The following is a 19,857-nucleotide window of genomic DNA, read 5'->3' as shown; positions in this document are numbered from 1 at the left end:
CTGCGGTCCTGGGCCGCACCCGGTGGCGTGCCCGTGCGGGTACGCGCCGGCATGCCGACTGACTCGACCCTGGACGGGTCAGCGTCGTTGGACAGCAGCAGGCAAGAGGTAGGCCGCGACGGGGGCACCGGCTCCGCCGATACCCCCTAGCGACAGGAGCAATAGCAAAGAACGCTGTGATACGAATACGAGGGGTTGGTGTGGCCGTTGCTCATAGCGGTCGCGCCGGGGCTGCTAATCAGCCGCTGCGCTCGTCTCCTTCGCGCTCGATGTGCTCTCACTGTCACTGGTGCTGCTCGAGCCGTTCGACTTCCGGCTGTCAGTAATGTACCAGCCTGAGCCCTTGAAGATGATCCCGGCGGGATGAAGGACGCGACGAACCTGGGCTCCACATTCCGGGCACTCGCTCACCGGCTCGTCGCTGAACCGCTGCTTGCGCTCGAAGGTGTGGCCACACGTCCCACATGCATACTCATAGATCGGCATCCCGCTCGGACCTCCTCTGACCTACTACGAGCAAACTATCGGTAATTCTATCCATAATCCGATGCTAGAGCAAGATGGTGTCACCAAGTTTGAGTTAGAGCGGCTCTAGCTCGTCCCAGTTCGCGCCGGCAGCGACCTCGACCACCAGCGGCACGTTGAGCGTGACGACCTTCTCCATCACATCGACTGCCAGGTCGGCCATGGTCCGGAGCTCGGAGCGTGGAACTTCGAAGAGCAACTCGTCGTGCACCTGCAGGAGCATGCGGCTGCGCAGGCCGCGGCGACGCATCTCGTCGTGCACCCGGATCATGGCGATCTTCATGATGTCGGCCGCGGAGCCTTGCAGCGGCATGTTGATCGCCATCCGCTCGGCGGCCAGGCGCCGATTCACGTTGGAAGAGTCGATGTCGGGGGTGTAGCGTCGCCGGCCGAACATACTGGTGACGTAGCCCTGCTGCAGTGCCTGCCGCTTGGTCCGCTCGAGGAAGGCGCGCACGCCGGGCAGCCGCGCCATGTAACGGTCGATGAAGCGCTGGGCATCCTGCCGGCTCATCCCGGTGTCGCGCGCCAGCCCGTAGGCCTGCATGCCGTACATGATGCCGAAGTTCACCGTCTTGGCCACTCGCCGCATGTCGGGGGTAACCTGCTCCAGCGGGACGCCGAAGACATCGGCCGCCGTGGCAGCGTGGATGTCCTGCCCCTCGCGGAAGGCGTGGACGAGTCGCTCGTCGCCGCTCAGGTGCGCCATAAGCCGCAGCTCGATCTGGCTGTAGTCGGCCGACAGGAGCACGGCCTCCTCGTCGAAGGGGCGATACCCCGGCCGGTTGTCGGCGATGAACGCACGCCGGACCGACCGGCCGAGCTCGGTGCGAACCGGGATGTTCTGCAGGTTCGGGTCAGTCGAACTCAGCCGCCCGGTGGCCGCGATGGTCTGGTTGAACGAGGTGTGGATGCGGCCGGTCTCCGGGTTCACCTGTTCGGGCAGGGCGTCCACGTAGGTGGACTTCAGCTTGAGCAGTTGGCGGTACTCCAGGATGCAGTCGACGATGGGGTGGGCGTGGCGCAGATTCTCCAGCACCTCCTGGCTGACCGAGTAGCCCGTCTTGGTGCGGCGGCCGGCCGGAAGCCCCAGCTCGTCGAAGAGCACAGTCGCGAGCTGGCGGGTGGAGTTGATGTTGAACTCGTGCTTGGCCAGGCCGTAGATCTCCCGCTCCAGCTCGGCGAGCTGCCCGGTGAGCTGGCGAGAGAGATCGCGCAGCAGGTCAACGTCGACAGCGATGCCGACTTTCTCCATGTCGATGAGGACGTCGATCAGCGGCATCTCGATCTCACGGAACAGGCGCTCCTGCTGCTGCGCTTCCAGGTCGGGCTGGAGGACCTCGACCAGCCTGTAGGTCGCCTCGACATCTGCGCAGGCGTAGTCGCCCGCTGCCTGCACGTCCGTTAGGTCCATGGTGAGCTGGTTCCGGCCGCGGCCGATCAGCGTCGTGATCTCGGTCATCTCCATGCCGAGCCGGTTGAAGGCCAGCGACTTGAGGTCGAGTGCGTTCTCGCCCAAGAGGTAGGCGGCGATCATGGTGTCGAAGGCGATGCGTGGGCGCGGGTAACCGGCCCGCTCCAGCACGAGCGCATCGTACTTGCCGTGGTGGGCGTAGACGACAGTGTTGGGATCGGCCAGGAGCGGCGATAGCGCCTCTCGCACCTCGTCCGCGTCGAGCTGCTCGTCGTCGTTCGCGTGGTTGACCGGCACGTAGAAGCTGCGCTGCCCGCTGGTCGCCAGAGCGATACCGACCAGCCGTGCGGTCATGGGGTCGGTCGAGGTCGTCTCAACATCGAGCGCGATGGCCGGGGCGCTCCGGAGCTCCTCAAGCAGGTCGCCGAGCTGGTTGTCGAAGCGGACGATGGTGCGCTCGGCGGGTGGCGCCGGCGGCGCCGTCGTCACCTGCGGTCGGGTCGGCTCGGGTAGCCGGTTGACCAGCGTGCGAAACTCAAGCTCGCGGAAGACCTCCAGGACCCGGTCGCGGTCGTAGTCACCGAGGACGCAGGTGTCGAGGTCCAGTTCGAGGTCGATATCGCGGACGACGGTGGCGAGCTCACGGCCGTGGAGGGCCTGCTCGAAGTGCTCGGCCAGCGACGCGCGGGCGCGGGGCGGTTTGATCTCGTCGATGTGCTCGCGCATCGCCTCCAGGCTGTCGTAGGCCTGGACCAGGGCCGTCGCGGTCTTGGCGCCGATGCCGGGGACGCCGGGGATGTTGTCCGACGTGTCGCCGACGAGGGCCTTGTACTCGGGGATGCGCTCCGGCGGGAAGCCGTAGCGCTCGATGACGGCCTCGCGGTCAAAGACGCGGTAGTCTCCGAAGCGCTGCCGGCCTGGCAGGATGATGCGGACCGCGCCGTCGGCCAACTGGAGGAGATCGCTGTCGCCGGTCACCACCAGCACCGACATGTGCCGCTCGGCAGCGAGCCTCGCCAGGGTGGCGATCACGTCGTCTGCCTCGTAGCCCTCGCGGGTGAAGACCGGGATATTGAGCGCGGCGAGGACCTCGTGGATCCGCTCCATCTGCCGCCGCAGATCGTCGGGCATCGGGGCGCGGTGCGCCTTGTACGCTTCGTACCTGTCGTGGCGGAAGGTTCGCCCGACGTCGAAGCTCACCACGACGTAGTCGGGGTGATAGGAGCGCAGGGCATCGAGCAGCATCGAGGTGAAGCCGAAGACCGCGTTGGTCGGCTCACCGGATGCTGTAGCCAGCGTGTCGGGCAGGGCGTGGAAGGCCCGGTAGGCCAGACCGTGGCCGTCCACAAGCATGATCGTTCGCCCTGCAGGATCGTGCGCAGACTTCATTCACCCCGCTCCTCTCCGCAAGCAACAAGTATACGGGAATGTGTGCCCCTGCGGGCACGCGAACCGGTGGCAGGCGTTGAGCGTAAGAGTGACGACGCGGGAGCCTGAGTGCGGGGTATCTGACAAGACGATCATGCCCCATACGCGCAGCCGCGCAGGCGGGGCGGCGCTCCCGGTTTGGCAGGGGTCTGATTGATATAATGCACAGCGTCGTGCTGGGATGGTCTTGGAATTGCTCCGCCCGATTTCGTGAGCTGGTAGTGATCTTGAATCGCCTCCCGCTCGACAGGTCTATCGTTCAGAGTTTCGGGCGAGATGGCACGCTGGCGCGGCCGTGACGTTTCCACGTGGCCGCTCGCGTTCGGCACTCTCCGGCCAAGGGAGGTAGAGGGCATCATGGAGCCGGTGCAGGCACTTTCCGAGCGGATTGTCACCAACGTGGAACGGGTTATCGTCGGCAAGCGACGCGAGGTGCAACTCGTGCTCGTGGCGCTGCTGTGCCGCGGCCACGTCCTGATCGAGGACGTGCCCGGCGTCGGCAAGACTGTGCTGGCGAAGGCCATCGCGCGCAGCATCGGCTCCAGCTTCAAGCGAATCCAGTTCACGCCGGACCTGCTGCCCAGCGACGTCACCGGGGTGAGCATCTTCAACCAGCGGACCGGGCAGTTCGAGTTCCGCCCGGGTCCGGTGGTGGCGCAGATCGTCCTGGCCGATGAGATTAACCGAGCCACTCCGAAGACGCAGTCGGCGCTCCTGGAGGCAATGGAGGAGTCGCAGATCACGGTCGACGGGATAACTCACCGGCTGCCCGACCCCTTCATCGTCCTGGCGACCGAGAACCCGATCGAGTACGAGGGGACGTTCCCGCTGCCCGAGGCGCAGCTCGACCGGTTCCTGATCCGCATCTCTCTCGGCTATCCCGGACACCGTGGCGAGGTCGAGATCCTCAACCGGCAGCACTACACCCATCCGCTGAACCTGCTGGAGCAGGTGGTGGGGGTCGATGAGTTGCTCGCCGGTCAGGAAATGGTGAAGCGGGTCTTCGTCGACGACTCGCTCAAGGAGTACATCGTCTCGATCGTCGAGGCCACCCGGGAGCACGACGATGTCTACCTCGGCGCGGGGCCACGCGGCTCGCTGGCGCTCTACAACACGGCGCGGGCCTGGGCGGCGATGGCCGGCCGGGACTACGTGATCCCGGATGACATCAAGGATCTGGCGGAGCCGACGCTGGCACACCGGCTGATCGTCAGCCCGTCGGCGCGCATGAAGAACGTCGATGGGCGCATGGTGGTGCGCGAGATTCTGATGAGCCTGCCGGTACCGGGGGCACGGCCCACGTCGCCCAGCGCGGAGCGGACACTCGGGTGGCGCGGGACACGTAGCCCGAGGGGTACGGGGACGAACGCGTGAACGCCCTGAAGCTAGCCGTCCTCATCGTCGTTGTCCTGGTACTTGCGGAGCTGAGCCGCTGGGACGTCCTGGAGAAGGTCTTCTTCGTCCTGGCGGGCTTGTTCGTGGTGGCCTTCATCTGGAGCCGCCTGAGCCTGCGTGGCCTGGTCGTCACGCGGGAGACGCAGGCTGACCGTGCTCAGGTAGGCCAGGCGCTGGTGGAGCGCCTGCGCATCCAGAACCTGAGCCGTCTGGCGAAGCTCTGGGTCGAGTTGATCGATCACTCCGACGTGCCTGGCCACCGGATGAGCCGGGTGGTGCACCTGCGCCCACGCGACTCGACCCGCTGGCGCGTCGAGACGTGGTGCTCCCGGCGCGGACGCTTTCGCGTTGGCCCGCTCACACTGCAGTCCGGCGACCCGTTCGGTCTCTTCCCCGTGAGGCGGCTGGTGCCCTACGTGCATGAGTTGCTGGTCTACCCGGCGACCGTCGACCTCTCCGGCTTTCGGCTCCCGGTGGGGGAGTTGCCGGGCGGCAACTCGCTCCAGCGCCGGACACAGTTCGTCACGCCGAATGCGGCCGGGGTGCGGGAGTACCTGCCCGGGGACGCCTTCAACCGCATCGCCTGGGCGGCCACGGCGCGCACCGGCCAGTTGATGGTCAAGGAGTTCGAGCTCGACCCGACGGCGGACGTCTGGATCGTGCTCGACCTGGAAGCGCGCCACCATGTGCGGGCCGGTCACCACCTGCCGCCGCTCGACCCGCGGGCCGCAGGCCGGGGAGGGGAGGAGCTCCCGCTGGCCTTCTGGCTCGACTCGACAGAAGAGTACGCCGTGACGACCGCGGCATCGCTGGCCCGCCACTTCCTGGACCAGAACCGCAACGTCGGCCTGATCACCAACAACAGCCAGCCGACGACCATCCCGACCGATCGGGGCGGGCGGCAGATGGTCAAGATTCTGGAGTTCCTGGCAGTGGTTCGGGCCGACGGGACGCAGCCGCTGGCGGAGACGCTGCTGGCGGAGGGTGGGAACTTCGACCGGAACTCCACCGTCATTGTTGTGACACCCTCCACTGATGAGCAGTGGGCGCAGGTCCTCATGAACCTCAGCGCCCGCGGCGTCGGTGTCGTCGTAGTACTGATCGAGAGCAGCACGTTCAATGGGGGGGAGAGCAGCCTGATGGTCGTGAGCGACCTGGCGGCGATCGGCATCCCCACCTACCTCCTGAAGTACGGAGACGACATCGGGCGAGCCCTGGCCACGCAGGCGGCCACGATGGGGGCGGTTAGGACAACGCCGTAGACGGGCTGAGCGCCCCGCGGCTGCCGGGATGGGAGCGACATGCATCGGTTGGCGCTTCGCGAAGGCTGGACCACCTTCTGGCTGATCGCTCTGGTGGTCTTCACCGCCACATGGTCGGTCCAACTCGCCGACTGGGCGGACGGGTTGCAGATCCTCTCGACCATCACCCTCGTCGGGCTGGTGGTCGGGCTGGTGCTCTCCAACATTCGACGGCTGCCCTCTCTGGCCGCACACATCATCGCGCTGGCGGTGGGTTCGGTCGTCGTGCTGTACCAGATGACCGGCTTCCTGAGCGACGCGCTCGGCGGCCGCCGGGAGAAGCTGGCCTACCTTTGGCAGCGCTGGGAGCTCTGGTCCAGTGCCGTACGCCAGGGTGAGCGAGCGGACGACCTGTACCTGTTCGTCCTGCTCATGGCCTCGCTGTTGTGGGTCCTCAGCTACATCTCGGTCTGGTTCGTATTCCGCTCCCGCTGGGTCTGGCTGACGCTCCTGCTTCCCGGTGTGATCCTCCTGCTGAACATGGGCTATTCGCAGCGCGTCTCGCACGGCCTGGTGGCCCTCTACCTCTTTGCCGCTATCCTGCTGCTGATGCGCTTCACCGTCAGCCAACGCGAGTTGACCTGGCGGAGCTTGTCCGTGCCGTACCCCGAGACACTGGCCTGGCGCGGGTTGTGGGTGGGGAGCTACCTGGCCATGCTGGTCATCTGCGCGGGTTGGCTGGTGCCGTGGTCCATGCAGAGTGAGCGGATTCAGGCCGGTTGGCAGCAGATCAACGGCCCGTGGAGGCAGGTGGAGCGAACCTTCAACTCCTGGTTCTCCTCACTGCGAGGTCCGGGCGGCGTTGGCATCGGCGGCTTCGCGAGCTTTGGGGATCGCTTCGAGTTGGGCGGGCCGCTCCGGCTGAGCGATGAGCCCGTGGTACTGGTCAAGGGTGACGGCGCCCCCTACCTCGTCGCGCACCGCTACAGCACCTTCGACGGTCGGGTCTGGGAGGCAGACCTTGACTCCCGGGTGGCTTCCTACGCTCCGCTGCTCGAGTTCGAAGCTGACCAACCCTTCCCGCGCTCGGCCACTACCGGCGGCGCGCGCAGCGAGGCGGAGTACACGATCGAGGTGTACCAGCCGCGGGGCGCGGTAGTCTACTCGACTGAGGCGGCCGCTCAGTCGAGCGTCCCGACGCGGCTGCAGGTTGGGTGGCACACCTACCAGCGGGAGGTCCTCGATGTCCAGGAGGCCACTGAGGAGACCACTCCACATGTCCTCTGGCCACTGGTAGAGCTACTGAAAGAGGCCGATTACACCCCGCCCGAGCCGACTCCGACCCCGGTTCCGGAGGAGGATGAGACGGCGGACGGGGAGGAGCCACTGGCGGCGACACCGGAGGCGACCCCGGAGGCGTCGGAGATCCCGTCGATCCCCGAGCGACCTCGCCGGTTCGGTATTCCGGCGCAGCAACGCGCCATCATGGAGCAGGTTGAGCAACTCAGCAGGATCGGGATACGCGTGCGGTTCGAGCCGGACCCGGAGGACTACCGCGTCCACACGCTGCGCTTCAGCGGACCGCTACCGATCTACGACGACGTGGACGCGATCTACGCACGGGACGGCCTTCGGGCGGGGGACACCTACGAGATCGTCTCGCTGGTCAGCGAAGCGACCGCCGATGACCTGCGGGCGGCCGGGACGGATTACCCCGCGGAGATCACCGAGCGCTACCTGCAACTGCCGGAATACTCCGAGCGGACGCGGCAGTTGGCTGAGCAGCTCGCGGAGGGCAAGGACAACCCGTACGACATCGCGAACGCCATCGAGGAGTACCTGCGTCAGAACCTGACCTACAACGAGAACGTGCCCACCCCGCCGGCCGGTCGCGATCTGGTCGATTACTTCCTGTTCGAGCTGCGTCAGGGATACTGCACGTACTACGCCTCGGCGATGGTCGAGATGCTCCGTATCCTCGACATCCCGTCGCGGATCGCGGTCGGGTTCTACCCGGCTGACTTCGACGCTGATCTGGGTGGGTACCTCTACCGGGACCGCAACGCCCACGCCTGGGTCGAGGTGTACTTCCCGCAGTATGGCTGGATCTCGTTCGAGCCGACGTCTGCGCGGCGGGCGATCCAGCGCGGGACGCCGGACCCGACGCCGTCGGCCACGGCGGACGGCAGCGCCATCTCGGGCGACAACATCCCGCTCGACCGCGAGGCGCAGATCCTCATGGAGTTGAACGAGGGCTTCGGAGCGGCGGGCGGTGCGGTCACGCCGCCCCCCGACCAGACGACCCGCGCGGAGTGGATCGCACGCGGGCTAGTCCTGGCGGTGGTGCTGGGGATCACGGTCTTCTCCTTCTACTGGATGCGCGGCACGCGTGGCATGACCTCAACCACCCGGTTCTTTACCAAGGTCCAGCGGGCCGCAGGCTGGAGCGGCTTGCCGACGCGCACGTCAATGACCCCGTACGAGTACGCCGCGGTCGTCTCTCGTCACCTGCCGGGTGCGCGGCCGCACATCCGGCTGCTGACCGACCTCTATGTGCGCGAGCGGTACGGCCAGCGGCCGCCGACCGAGAACGAGTTGAACCGGGCTCGCGCGGCCTGGCAGCGACTGCGCGCGCTCCTGGTTCGCTACGGACTGCTGCAGCGCTGGCGCCGGCGGAATACGGGCGTCGACGGCCAAGACTGAGGGCGACTTGAGGGTGACCCTCAGGTACCAGGGATGGATTCACTGCCGGAGGCGCCTCGCCGGGACAGCGTGCGGGCGAAGCGGGCGAGGAGCGTGAGCGCCACGATGCTCGCGATCGCTTGCCCAGCCTGGTCGACTGCATTGCCTGACGTCACGTAGAAGAAGCCATACAACATGCTCACGAGCAGTGCACCGACTGCCAGAGCCAGGCGGTGCACGTCGCTCCAGTTGCGCCGCGTGGCCGCCCAGTGGGCGATCAGCCGCGCAGCGATCGCGTCTACGGATAGCGCAACCATCATCGGCACCCATACCCACGCCCCCACTCTCAGCCACTCGGGCAGATCCACGAGCGGGAGGAACCAGGCGGCAGCGGCCACGAAGGCGAGAAGACCGACGCGCAGCGGCGCCGGGGCATCGAGCGCCGACCGCGGTCGCGCGAGGTCGATTTCGGACCACCGCCAGCGTAGCGCGAGGACTGCAAGCAGCGCGGCGATGAGCCCGGCCGCAGCGAGCGTTATCGGAGAGGCTGCAAAGTCGGCGGCGACAACGAACCGGAATATTGCCGCCAGGACCGCGATGCCGCAGACGTACGCGACCGCGACGACAATGAGTCCGGTGGTCCCCAACCAGGAGCGGCCGCGCCGGGCGGGGAAGAGGAGCTCGGCTGGCCGCCGCCCCCAGCTCCGCTCAGGATGACAACAACCGGGCAGCTCCGGTGTAGCACGGTAATTCGTCAAACTTCATAACGCGCGAGCATTCGCTGCAGCTGGCGCGGTGATCACCCACTGGAATACCCGGCAGCCACGCCCACACGCGCGTATCAGCGCACGAGGAGAGATGCCTGCGCCTTTTTGTCTCTGGATAGCGACAGGGGCCCTCGACGGGCCCCTGTGCGACGAGCAGGCGCACCGCAGCGCGCGGGAACTCGCTTGCGTACTACCAGCCCATGAAGGCGACGATCAGCAGGGCGACGATGTTGACGATCTTGATCATCGGGTTGATGGCCGGGCCGGCGGTGTCCTTGTAGGGATCGCCGACGGTGTCGCCGGTGACGGACGCCTGGTGGGCGAAGCTGCCCTTGCCGCCGTGGAGGCCGGACTCGATGGCCTTCTTGGCGTTGTCCCAGGCCGCACCACCCGTGGTCATGGAGATGGCCACGAACAGCCCGGTGACGATCGAGCCGATCAGCAGGCCGCCCAGCGCCTCCTTGCCAAGGGTGACGCCGATGATGATCGGGACCACGACCGGCAGGAGCGCCGGGAGCATCATCTCGCGCAGCGCCTGCCGGGTCACGATGTCGACCGCGCGACCGTACTCGGGCCGGGCGCGGCCTTCGAGCAGGCCCTCGATCTCACGGAACTGCCGCCGGACTTCCTCGACCACCGCACCGCCGGCCTTGCCCACGGCCTCCATCAGGATGGCGCCGAAGTAGTAGGGGAGGGCGCCGCCGATGAAGAGGCCGATCAGGACGCTCGGGTTGGAGAGATCGAAGGTAATCTGCTCCGTGATCTCCAGGAAGTAAGAGGCGAACAGCACCAGCGCCGCCAGCCCGGCGGAGCCGATGGCGTAGGCCTTGGTGACCGCCTTGGTGGTGTTGCCGACCGCGTCGAGCGGGTCGGTCACCGCGCGAACGCTGTCGGGCAGTTCGGCCATCTCGGCGATGCCGCCCGCGTTGTCGGTGATCGGGCCGAAGGAGTCGATGGCGACAATGATCCCGGCCATCGAGAGCATGGCCATGGCCGCGACGGCGATGCCGTAGAGGCCGGCCGTCAGGTCACCCGGCACGGCAGTGAGCCGGTAGGCGACGTAGATGGCCACCGAGATGAGGACGATCGGGAGCGCGGTGGAGCGCATCGAAACCGCAAGGCCGGCGATGATGTTGGTGCCGTGGCCGGTCTCGGATGCCTCGGCGATGTGCTTGACCGGGCCGTAGCGCTCCGAGGTGTAGTACTCGGTGATGATGACGACGCCCATGGTGACGATGATGCCGACGATGGCGCTCAAGAAGAGCTTGGCCGTGGCGGAGAGGCTGAAGCTGAGGCCGAAGAGCGAGACGGGCTGATCGCTGATGATCGGGTTGTCGCCCATGAGCCAGAGCGTGAGCGGGAAGAAGGCGACGGCGGCCAGGATCACGGCGGCGACGACACCCTGGTAGAGCGCGCGCATGATCGAGCCGTTGTTGCCGAGCCGCACGAAGAAGGTGCCGATGATCGAGGTGAAGATCGATGCGGCGCCGAGAACCAGCGGGTAGACCACGGCCGTCTCGGTGTCGAAGACGAGGTGGCCGAGGAGCATGGCGGCGACCGCGGTGACGGCGTAGGTCTCGAACAGGTCGGCGGCCATCCCGGCGCAGTCGCCGACGTTGTCGCCCACGTTGTCGGCGATCACGCCCGGGTTGCGCGGGTCGTCCTCGGGGATGCCGGCCTCGACCTTACCGACCAGGTCGGTCCCGACGTCGGCGGCCTTGGTGTAGATACCGCCGCCGATGCGAGCGAAGACGGAGATGAGGCTGCCGCCGAAGCCCAGGCCGACCAGCGGAGCGACGTCACGCGTGATGGCATAGAAGACCGCGACGGCGAGGAGGCCGAGGCCGACGACGAAGAGGCCCGTGACGGTGCCGCCGCGGAAGGCGACCTTCAGCGCCGGGGCGAGGCCCGACTTTGCCGCCTCGGCGGTGCGCACGTTCGACCGAACGGCCACGCTCATCCCGATGAAGCCGGCCGCAGCGGATGCAGTCGCGCCGACCACGAAGCCGATCGCGGTCGACCAGTTGATCAGCAGGCCGAGCAGCAGCGTGATGACGACCGCAACGATCGCGACGAGCGTGTACTGGCGCCGCATGTAGGCTTCGGCACCCTCCTGGATGGCCTGTGCGATGTCGATCATGCGCGACTCGCCGCGCGGTTGCCTGAGAACCCACTGCACGAGGAACAGGCCGTAGAGGATGGCGGCCACCCCTGCGACGATCGCGATGGCAAGCGCGATTGTCACGGTATCCACAGACTTCTTACTCCCCCCACTCGCAGGACCACTGACGCTCGATAGCCGATAGAGGGCAGCCTGCCGTGGCCTGACTGCCTACTCCGACGGGCGCCCGAACGTGCGACGCGCGGGCTCGATTGGCCCGCGCTGCTATTCCACGCACCACGCCTGCCCGAGCCACATTCCGCGGCCTTCAGGCACGCACTGTTGGAGTTTACCCGACGCGCTTCGCGACGTCACGGTGGGGTGATTAGTACGCGTAGAGGGCTATCATCGCCAGGACGATTGCGATAGCCACGAACATGCCCCACGCGAAGATGCCGGTGAAGAGCCGGGAGTCGAACTTCAGGTGCATGTAGAACGCCACCACCAGGACGAACTTGCCGATCGACAGCACGATCAGGATCGGGGTGATGACCGGCAGCAAGGCTGGGATGTAGTAGACCGCGACCTCGGTGATCGTGAGGATCGCCAGGATCGCCGCGACCTTGATGTACGTGATCGCTCCTGGATGCGCGTGCGCGTGCTCGACGGACGACTCACCACCCGGATGGCTCATACCTCTCTGCCTCTCCCTTCACTACCGGCCTGGCTCTGGGACCGACCGGTGTGCCTGCGCGGCGGGGGTGCGCCCCGCCGCGCCGCAGTGCCCTAGTAGGGCAGCAGGTAGACGAAGGTGAAGATCACGATCCAGACGATGTCGACGAAGTGCCAGTAGAGACCCGCGATCTCGACCTTCTCCGCGTTGTCCTGACGCACCAGCCCCCGGAAGGAGAAGGCGAAGAGCGTCAGGAGCCAGATGATGCCGAGGCCCACGTGGGTGCCGTGGATACCGGTCAGCACGAAGAAGGATGACCCGAAGACGTTCGTGCCGAGCCCGAGGCCGAGATGCGAGAACTCAGTGAACTCGTAGTACTGGCCACCGAGGAAGAGTAGCCCGAGCAACGCGGTGGCGAGAATCCAGACCCGGAAGACCTTGATCTTCCCCCGCTGCAGAGCGGACAGCGCCAGGACCATGGTCAAGCTGCTGAGGAGCAGCACCGCCGCGCTCACCGAGGTGAACGGGATGTTGAACACGTCGTCCGGGTACGGCCCGTTGAGGCTCCGGCCCCGGTAGACCATGTAGGTCATGATGAGGGAGCCGAAGAACATGCAGTCCGACGCCAGGAAGGTCCACATCAAGAGCTTATTGTGGGACAGCCCGGTTGATGTCCGGTGCGCGTCCGCGTGAGCCGCGGCTGCGTTTGCGTGACTCAACGTTCTCTCACCCTTCCTCACTCACGCCCACCGGGCTACTCGTTGGGCTCGATCGACCAGGCGATGATGCTGATCAGCAGGATCGCGAGGCCGACCCCGACGAGGACCCAGACCTTGTACGTCATGGCTGCGCCGGCGATGGCGAAACCGAGGGCCGACACGAGCGGGATGATCGACGGAGGCGGCAGATGGATGCCCTCAGCCTCGTCACCGCTACCGCCCTTGACGGCGGCCGGCGCTGCCTGGTTCTTCAGCTTCCGCTCCCACAGTTCATCGCGGCTGGAAACCACCGGCACCTCAGCGAAGTTGTAGACCGGCGGCGGCGAGGGGATCGACCACTCCAGCGTGCGGCCGTCCCACGGGTCGGCCGGGGCGCGCTCGCCCGAGCGGAGCGAGGTGAACATGTTGTAGGCCATCACCAGGACACCCACGCCGAGCATGTAGGCGCCGATGGTCTCAACCATGTTCCACAGGTTCCAGCCCATCTCCTTGGAGTAGGTGAAGATGCGGCGCGGCATGCCGTCGACGCCCAGCAGGTGCATCGGGAAGAAGGTCAGGTTGAAGCCGATCAGCGTGATCCAGAACTGAACCTGGCCGAGCTTGTCATTGAGCATGCGGCCGAACATCTTGGGGAACCAGTAGTAGATGGCCCCGAAGATGGCGAACAGCGCGCCACCGAACAGGACGTAGTGGAAGTGGGCGACGACGAAGTAGCTGTCGGTCTGCCAGTAGTCGATCGGCACCGAGGCGTGCATCACGCCCGAGATGCCGCCGATGGTGAACATGCCCAGGAAGCCGATGGCGAACAGGAGCGGCGTGGTGATGCGGATCGAGCCGCCCCAAAGCGTCCCCAGCCAGTTGAAGATCTTCACGCCGGTGGGGATGGCGATCAGCATCGTCGTGGTGCTGAAGACCGCGTTGGGCACCGTTCCGAGGCCGACGGCGAACATGTGGTGCGCCCACACGCCGAAGCCGAGGATGGCAATCGCGATAGCCGAGTAGACCATGAACGGATAGCCGAAGAGCGGCTTGCGGGTGAACGTCGGCAGGATCTCGGAGACGTAGCCGAACGCGGGCAGGATCAGGATGTAGACCTCCGGGTGACCGAAGATCCAGAAGAGGTGCTGCCACAGGACCGGGTCACCGCCGGCAGACGGCTCGAAGAAGACGGTGCCGAAGAAGCGGTCGAAGGCCAGCTCGATCAGGCCGACGGTGAAGGACGGGAGGGCCAGGAGCAGCAGCACGGACGTGATGAGCGTCATCCAGGCGAAGATGGGCACGCGCATCATCGTCATGCCCGGTGCCCGCATGTTGATGATGGTGACCACGAAGTTGAGCGACGCGGCGATCGACGAGACGCCCAGGATCTGGAGCCCCATCGTGTAGTAGTCCAGGTTGGGGCCCGGGGAGAAGGTGGTGTTGGTCAGGTTTGCGTAGGCGAACCACCCGGCGTTGGGCGCCACCTTCAGGATGATGCTCGCGCTGAGGAGCAGGGACCCGAAGAGGAACACCCAGTAGCTGAAGGCGTTCAGCCGCGGGAAGGCGACGTCACGCGCGCCGATCAACAGCGGCACGAAGTAGTTGAAGAACGCCGAGTTGAGCGGCATGACCACCAGGAAGATCATGACCACGCCGTGCATCGTGAACACCTGGTTGTAGGTGTCCGGGCTCAGGAAGTCATTGTTGGGCACGGCGAGCTGGGTGCGGATCAACAGCGCCAGCAGGCCGCCGACCAGCAAGAAGAAGAGCGAAGTGAAGAAGTAGAGCTTCCCAATCCGCTTGTGATCAACGGTGGTGAGCCACCCCCAGAGCCGCGAGAGCGCCGTCTGCTCCGGTGCCGTGCGCTCTAGCGTGAACGCTGACTGCGCCATTCCTACATTCTCCCTCGCCCACGCGGCACGCGTCGCCGCGCAGTGCTCTCCGCTACCTCGTCGCGCACTTCTCTCTGCTCAACCGCCCAGCTCACTTCAGGCTCTCCAGGTAGGCCACGAGGGCATCCACTTCCTCGTCGCTCAGCCGAGTGAAGGCCGGCATCTGGAGTGGGCGACCGGGCTGGCCCGGCTTGACGGACGGTGCGTTGTGGATCCACTCCTTCAGGTTCTCGGTGCTGTAGGGCACCACCCCACCGGCAATCATGTTGCGGCTGCCGAAGTGCGTCAGGTCCGGACCGACCTTGCCCTGAGCCTCGGTGCCCTGGATCGTGTGGCAGCCCAGGCAGTTGGCCATGAAGAGCTCCTTGCCCTGGGCCTCGACGCTGCCGGGCTCCGGCTCGACGGCGGGCTGCAACTGCTGCTCAAGCCAGGCTTCGAACTCTTCCTCGGTCTGGACGATGACCTTGAACTTCATGTTGGCGTGCTGGGCGCCGCAGAACTCCGCGCACTGCCCGGAGTACTCACCCACGGCGTCCGCAGTGAAGTGGATGGTGTTGGTCCGCCCGGGGACAACGTCCTGCTTCCCGGCCAGGCGGGGCACCCAGAAGCTGTGGATGATGTCCTTGCTCTCGAGCTCGACGCGAATCGGGCGGCCGACCGGGACGTGGAGCTCATCCGCGGTGACCACGCCGCTCTCCGGGTACTCAAAGGCCCACCACCACTGCTGGCCGATCGCCCGCACCGTGAGGGCCTCGTCGCCGGGATCGCGAGCCAGGTCGGCGATGGTGGTGATGGTCGGGACCGCGATCGCGGCCAGGATCAGCGCCGGCGCCAGGGTCCACGCGATCTCGAGCTTGGTGTTGCCGTGCATCGCGTGCGGAATCGGATCATTTGGCCGACGCCGGAATCGGATGAGGGCGACGATGATGATGCCCTGAACGATGACGAACACGACGACGGACATCCAGAAGATGGGCATGAACAGATCCCAGATCTTCCTCGCGTTGTCCGCCGCGGGGTCGCTCGCCGACTGCGGTGTGCCGCCAGCGCAGCCACTGACGAAGACGACGAGTGCGACTGTGAGCGCCGCGAAGAGCGCCCAGCGGGCCGTTCTCCTGAGACCCGTCATGATCCTCCTGCTCCCCCTCCTGGCACACAGCACCCCCACACGCTCGGGGCAGCGCCTCCGACCAATTGCTTTCTATGCTACCAGGGTCCGCGCGGGGTGTCACTATTTTGTTATGCCATTCACAAGCCGTGACACGCCAATGTCACGCCAATGTCACGCTCTTGATGCCGAGAGTGGCACGCGCGGTCGTGCGGTCTGGGAATCGCGTAAGAGCTGCGAGAGAAACATGCGATAGTGGCGACGCGCCGCCGCCGGTGCGTGAAGCCTTTCTTGCATGCGGATTATAGATTAAGATACCCCTGAGAGGTTCCCTGGGAATGGGATGGAGGTCGCCGCTGGGGCAGAGTAGCACCGTGGCATCGCCTATGATGATGAGGCAGTCCCCGCGTGTGGACCGTGGAAGGAGTGAGTCATGTCGACTGACCCGATGGGCACCATAACCGGGTTGCTGACCGAGACGCGGCGATACCCGCCCCCGGAAGACTTCGCCGCTCAGGCGAACATCAACGACCCCGCGGTCTACGAGCGTGCCCGGAAGGACCCGGAGGGATTCTGGGCTGAGGCGGCAGAGCTGTTGGACTGGGACCAGCGCTGGGAAAAGGTGCTGGATTGGAACCCGCCCTGGGTCAAGTGGTTCGTCGGCGGGAAGCTCAACGTCTCCTATAACTGCGTCGACCGCCACATCAAGACCTGGCGCCGGAACAAGGCTGCCCTCGTTTGGGAGGGGGAGCCGGGGGACGAGCGCATCCTCACCTACCAGGACCTCTATCGCGAGGTGAACCGCGCCGCGCTGATGCTCAAGAACCTGGGCGTGCAGACCGGGGACCGGGTGGCCATCTACCTGCCGATGATCCCCGAGCTGCCGATCATCATGCTGGCCTGCTCCCGCATCGGCGCACCGCACTCGGTGGTCTTCGGCGGGTTCAGCCCGAATGCGCTCGCAGACCGGATCAACGACTGCGAGGCGAAAGTTCTGATCACGGCTGACGGCGGCTACCGGCGGGGCGGGATCGTCCCGCTGAAGGAGAACGCCGATAAGGCTCTGGAGCAGACGCCGTCGGTCGAGCGCGTTGTTGTGGTCGAGCGTGTTGGGCGCGACAAGCACCCGGTCCAGATGCGGGAGGGCCGGGACATCTGGTGGCATGACGCCATGGCCCAGGTAAGCGGCAACTACTGCCCGCCCGAGTCGCTCGACTCCGAGCATCCGCTGTTCATCCTGTACACCTCGGGCACGACCGGCAAGCCCAAGGGGGTGCTGCATACCACCGGTGGTTACCTGCTGGGTGTGGCGCTCACCACGAAGTGGGTCTTCGACCTGAAGGACGAGGACGTCTACTTCTGCACGGCTGACATCGGCTGGGTTACCGGGCACAGCTACATCCTCTACGGACCGCTGGCCATTGGTGCCACCAGCGTGATGTATGAGGGGGCGCCCGACTGGCCGGACAAGGATCGCTTCTGGGATATCGTCGAGCGCCGCGGGGTGAACATCTTCTACACCGCGCCGACGGCGATCCGGAGCTTCATGCGCTGGGGTCCCGAGTACCCGGCCAAGCACGACCTGTCGTCGCTGCGGCTGCTGGGGACGGTCGGTGAGCCGATCAACCCGGAGGCCTGGGTGTGGTACCGGGAGCACATCGGCGGCGGGCGGTGCCCGGTGGTCGATACCTGGTGGCAGACCGAGACGGGGATGATCCTGATCACCCCACTCCCGGGCCTCACGACGCTGACGCCTGGCTCTGCTACCCGCGGGTTCCCGGGGATTGAACCGGACATCGTCGATGAGCAGGGCAACTCGGTGCCGCGCGGGCAGGGTGGCTACCTGGTCATCAAGCGACCATGGCCGGCCATGTTCCGGACCCTCTGGGGCGACCCGGACCGCTACGTCAATTCCTACTTCTCGAAGTTCGGGCCGACGGTCTACGTCTCGGGGGACGGCGCCAAGCAGGACGAAGACGGCGACTTCTGGATTATGGGGCGGCTCGACGACGTGCTCAACGTCTCCGGCCACCGGTTGGGGACGATGGAGCTCGAGAGTGCGCTGGTGAGCCACCCGGCGGTGGCCGAGGCGGCCGTCATCGGCGTCAGCCACGAGATCAAGGGGCAGGCGATCGCGGCATTCGTCACCCCGCGCGCAGGTGTGGAGCCGACCGACGAGCTGGCGCGGGAGCTGCGGCAGCACGTGGCCGAGACGATCGGGCCGATCGCACGACCGGACCGGATCTACTTCACGGCCGAATTGCCGAAGACGCGGAGCGCGAAGATCATGCGGCGGCTGCTGCGCGACATCGCCGAGGGCCGCGTGCTCGGCGACACCACCACGCTGACCGATCCCTCCGTTCTGGAGGAGATCAAGCAGCGCTACGCGGCGAGCGAGGCAGCGGGCGAGTAACGGTCCGAGCCGCTTCCACGGCACGGCGTACGAACGGGGCCGGGCATACACGCCCGGCCCCGCTTTTTCATCCTGCCTGAAGCCATCCTGGGCGGAGCCCGGGACCCCCGGCGGGTCGAAGGATGACACGAACATCAGGCGCCTCGGTGCGCGCGGCGGGCCCGTGGCGTGGGGAGTGCGGTCACCGATGCGGAGGTGGTCGCCATGAGCTACGACGGACACGAGCCGGGAGCCGACCGGGCGAGCCTGTTCATGCTGTTGTTGCTGCTGGTTGGTCTGGTGGCAGCAGCGGTCATGATCGTGGCGGTGGCCCTTGGCTGGGTGATGTCCTCGTTCTGGGAAGTCGCGCCGTTTGCTCATGTCTTCGTCGTCGGAGTCATGATTGCGGTGTGGCTACTCGCTCTCGGGGTGACCGGGCTGCTGGCACGGGCAATTACGCGGCGGCGCGTGTGAATCGGGCATACGGCGGCGGTGGCTCCCACCGGTCACGGCAGGCCGGGCGGTGCGGCATGGCTACGGGGCGGGGCCGCCGTACTGACAACAATTGGTAGATAGCAGAACGCCCCGGTGGATCTCACCGGGGCGTCGCTGCATGCGGTGCCGAGGGCCGGGATCGAACCGGCGACACCGGCATTTTCAGTGCCGTGCTCTACCGACTGAGCTACCTCGGCGGGCTGTCGCCGGGTCATCCCGCGCAGTTGTGGGCGATAGAGGGCTCGAACCTCTGACATCCACGGTGTAAACGTGGCGCTCTACCAACTGAGCTAATCGCCCGCACCTCGCGGTGTTGGTGCCGAGGAAGGGATTTGAACCCCCACGCCCTAAACGGGCACTAGCCCCTCAAGCTAGCGCGTCTGCCTATTCCGCCACCTCGGCATGGGCCCCTGCCTCTCGGCAAGCGCATGGAATTATAGTCGCCAGTCGGCTGACGTGTCAAGGATGCTGGCCGCCCACGAGCGCGGTCTGGGGCCGGCGCGGGAGGGCACGGAGCCCTCTCCGGCCGGCACGGCGGGTGCCTACTCGCACTCGGCGATGCACTCGATCTCGACCAGCGCACCCGCGGGCAGCTTGGCTACCTGGAAGGTGCTGCGCGCGGGCGGGTTCTCGCTGAAGTAGGTCGCGTAGACGCTGTTGAAGGCGGCGAAGTCGTCCAGGTTGGCCAGGAAGCAGGTCGTCTTGACGACGCGGTCGAGCGACGAGCCCGCCTCGGCCAGGATGGCCTTCAGGTTCTCCAGCACGCGCCGGGTCTGCTCCTCGATACCGCCCTCGACTAGCTTGCCCGTCGCCGGGTCGAGCGGAATTTGCCCGGCGGTGAAGACGAGATTGCCGAGACGAACCGCCTGCGAGTACGGCCCGATCGCTGCCGGTGCCTTATCCGTCTGGATGATCTGCTTGCTCATGGTCCTCCCATCTCCCCGCTCGTTGGCGGGCAACGCCCAGGGAACCCGGGCGCCACGAACCGTCCGCTGCCGGTAAGGGCCTCAACCGGCAGTCCGGCGCCCATCGTAACACGCTGGCGA

The 19,857-nt window shown here is 66.4% G+C and carries 14 protein-coding genes and 3 tRNA genes; 5 read left to right on the top strand and 12 right to left on the bottom strand.

Annotation, left to right across the window (positions count from 1 at the left end):
* Window positions 1–234 precede the first annotated feature (234 nt).
* Both STHE_RS08055 and polA read right to left on the bottom strand, forming a co-directional pair.
* Complete coding sequence (locus tag STHE_RS08055; RefSeq protein WP_012872073.1) at window positions 235–486, bottom strand: FmdB family zinc ribbon protein; 252 nt, start codon at window positions 484–486, stop codon at window positions 235–237.
* Between the two features lie 94 nt (window positions 487–580).
* A complete protein-coding gene (polA, locus tag STHE_RS08050) occupies window positions 581–3,328 on the bottom strand; it encodes a DNA polymerase I (protein ID WP_012872072.1) in 2,748 nt (915 codons plus the stop codon).
* A gap of 396 nt (window positions 3,329–3,724) precedes the next feature.
* Here polA and STHE_RS08045 point away from each other — a divergent pair, with 396 nt between their 5' ends.
* Genes STHE_RS08045 through STHE_RS08035 form a run of 3 tightly spaced genes read left to right on the top strand, consistent with a single transcriptional unit; the run spans window position 3,725 to window position 8,706 of the window.
* Window positions 3,725–4,741, top strand: coding sequence for an AAA family ATPase (locus tag STHE_RS08045; protein WP_012872071.1), 1,017 nt, complete (start codon window positions 3,725–3,727; stop codon window positions 4,739–4,741).
* Window positions 4,738–6,024: a DUF58 domain-containing protein gene (locus STHE_RS08040; protein WP_012872070.1), complete on the top strand. Its 1,287-nt coding sequence runs from the start codon at window positions 4,738–4,740 to the stop codon at window positions 6,022–6,024. Before STHE_RS08045 ends, STHE_RS08040 begins: the two co-directional genes overlap by 4 nt.
* Before the next feature lie 39 nt (window positions 6,025–6,063).
* Window positions 6,064–8,706 carry a DUF4129 domain-containing transglutaminase family protein gene (locus tag STHE_RS08035; protein ID WP_012872069.1) on the top strand — a complete coding sequence of 881 codons (2,643 nt, stop codon included), beginning with the start codon at window positions 6,064–6,066 and terminating at the stop codon, window positions 8,704–8,706.
* A 20-nt stretch (window positions 8,707–8,726) separates the two neighbouring features.
* Here STHE_RS08035 and STHE_RS08030 read toward each other — a convergent pair whose 3' ends face one another.
* The 6 genes from STHE_RS08030 to coxB form a co-directional block, all read right to left on the bottom strand.
* On the bottom strand, window positions 8,727–9,332 hold the full coding sequence (locus STHE_RS08030) for a hypothetical protein (RefSeq protein WP_012872068.1): 606 nt from the start codon (window positions 9,330–9,332) through the stop codon (window positions 8,727–8,729).
* A 310-nt stretch (window positions 9,333–9,642) separates the two neighbouring features.
* Window positions 9,643–11,706 carry a sodium-translocating pyrophosphatase gene (locus STHE_RS08025; protein ID WP_012872067.1) on the bottom strand — a complete coding sequence of 688 codons (2,064 nt, stop codon included), beginning with the start codon at window positions 11,704–11,706 and terminating at the stop codon, window positions 9,643–9,645.
* Window positions 11,707–11,938: 232 nt separating this feature from the next.
* A complete protein-coding gene (locus STHE_RS08020) occupies window positions 11,939–12,247 on the bottom strand; it encodes a cytochrome C oxidase subunit IV family protein (RefSeq protein WP_012872066.1) in 309 nt (102 codons plus the stop codon).
* A 92-nt stretch (window positions 12,248–12,339) separates the two neighbouring features.
* A complete protein-coding gene (locus tag STHE_RS08015) occupies window positions 12,340–12,867 on the bottom strand; it encodes a cytochrome c oxidase subunit 3 (protein ID WP_148219936.1) in 528 nt (175 codons plus the stop codon).
* Between the two features lie 113 nt (window positions 12,868–12,980).
* Window positions 12,981–14,816 (bottom strand): cytochrome c oxidase subunit I, encoded by a 1,836-nt coding sequence (ctaD, locus tag STHE_RS08010; RefSeq protein WP_012872064.1) that lies wholly within the window; start codon window positions 14,814–14,816, stop codon window positions 12,981–12,983.
* A gap of 91 nt (window positions 14,817–14,907) precedes the next feature.
* Window positions 14,908–15,945 (bottom strand): cytochrome c oxidase subunit II, encoded by a 1,038-nt coding sequence (gene coxB / locus STHE_RS08005; RefSeq protein WP_012872063.1) that lies wholly within the window; start codon window positions 15,943–15,945, stop codon window positions 14,908–14,910.
* Between the two features lie 412 nt (window positions 15,946–16,357).
* Between coxB and acs the strand changes: the two genes are divergently transcribed.
* Together acs and STHE_RS07995 are read left to right on the top strand one after the other, a co-directional pair.
* Window positions 16,358–18,337, top strand: a complete 1,980-nt coding sequence (gene acs, locus STHE_RS08000) for an acetate--CoA ligase (RefSeq protein ID WP_012872062.1) — start codon at window positions 16,358–16,360, stop codon at window positions 18,335–18,337.
* 204 nt (window positions 18,338–18,541) lie between these two features.
* Window positions 18,542–18,790: a hypothetical protein gene (locus tag STHE_RS07995; protein ID WP_012872061.1), complete on the top strand. Its 249-nt coding sequence runs from the start codon at window positions 18,542–18,544 to the stop codon at window positions 18,788–18,790.
* A 145-nt stretch (window positions 18,791–18,935) separates the two neighbouring features.
* On the opposite strand, the gene STHE_RS07990 is transcribed toward STHE_RS07995, so the two are convergent.
* The 4 genes from STHE_RS07990 to STHE_RS07975 all read right to left on the bottom strand — a co-directional run bounded on the left by STHE_RS07990 (window position 18,936) and on the right by STHE_RS07975 (window position 19,737).
* Window positions 18,936–19,008, bottom strand: a tRNA-Phe gene (locus tag STHE_RS07990).
* A 30-nt stretch (window positions 19,009–19,038) separates the two neighbouring features.
* A tRNA-Val gene (locus tag STHE_RS07985) sits at window positions 19,039–19,111 on the bottom strand.
* 14 nt (window positions 19,112–19,125) lie between these two features.
* Window positions 19,126–19,213, bottom strand: a tRNA-Leu gene (locus STHE_RS07980).
* Window positions 19,214–19,353: 140 nt separating this feature from the next.
* Entirely contained in the window at window positions 19,354–19,737 is a 384-nt protein-coding gene (locus tag STHE_RS07975; RefSeq protein WP_012872060.1) for a RidA family protein, read from the bottom strand.
* Window positions 19,738–19,857: the final 120 nt, after the last annotated feature.

This window comes from Sphaerobacter thermophilus DSM 20745, from assembly GCF_000024985.1.
Classification (GTDB): domain Bacteria; phylum Chloroflexota; class Chloroflexia; order Thermomicrobiales; family Thermomicrobiaceae; genus Sphaerobacter; species Sphaerobacter thermophilus.
Note: the sequence above shows the minus strand (reverse complement) of the source record. Positions and strands in the feature narration are given on the sequence as shown.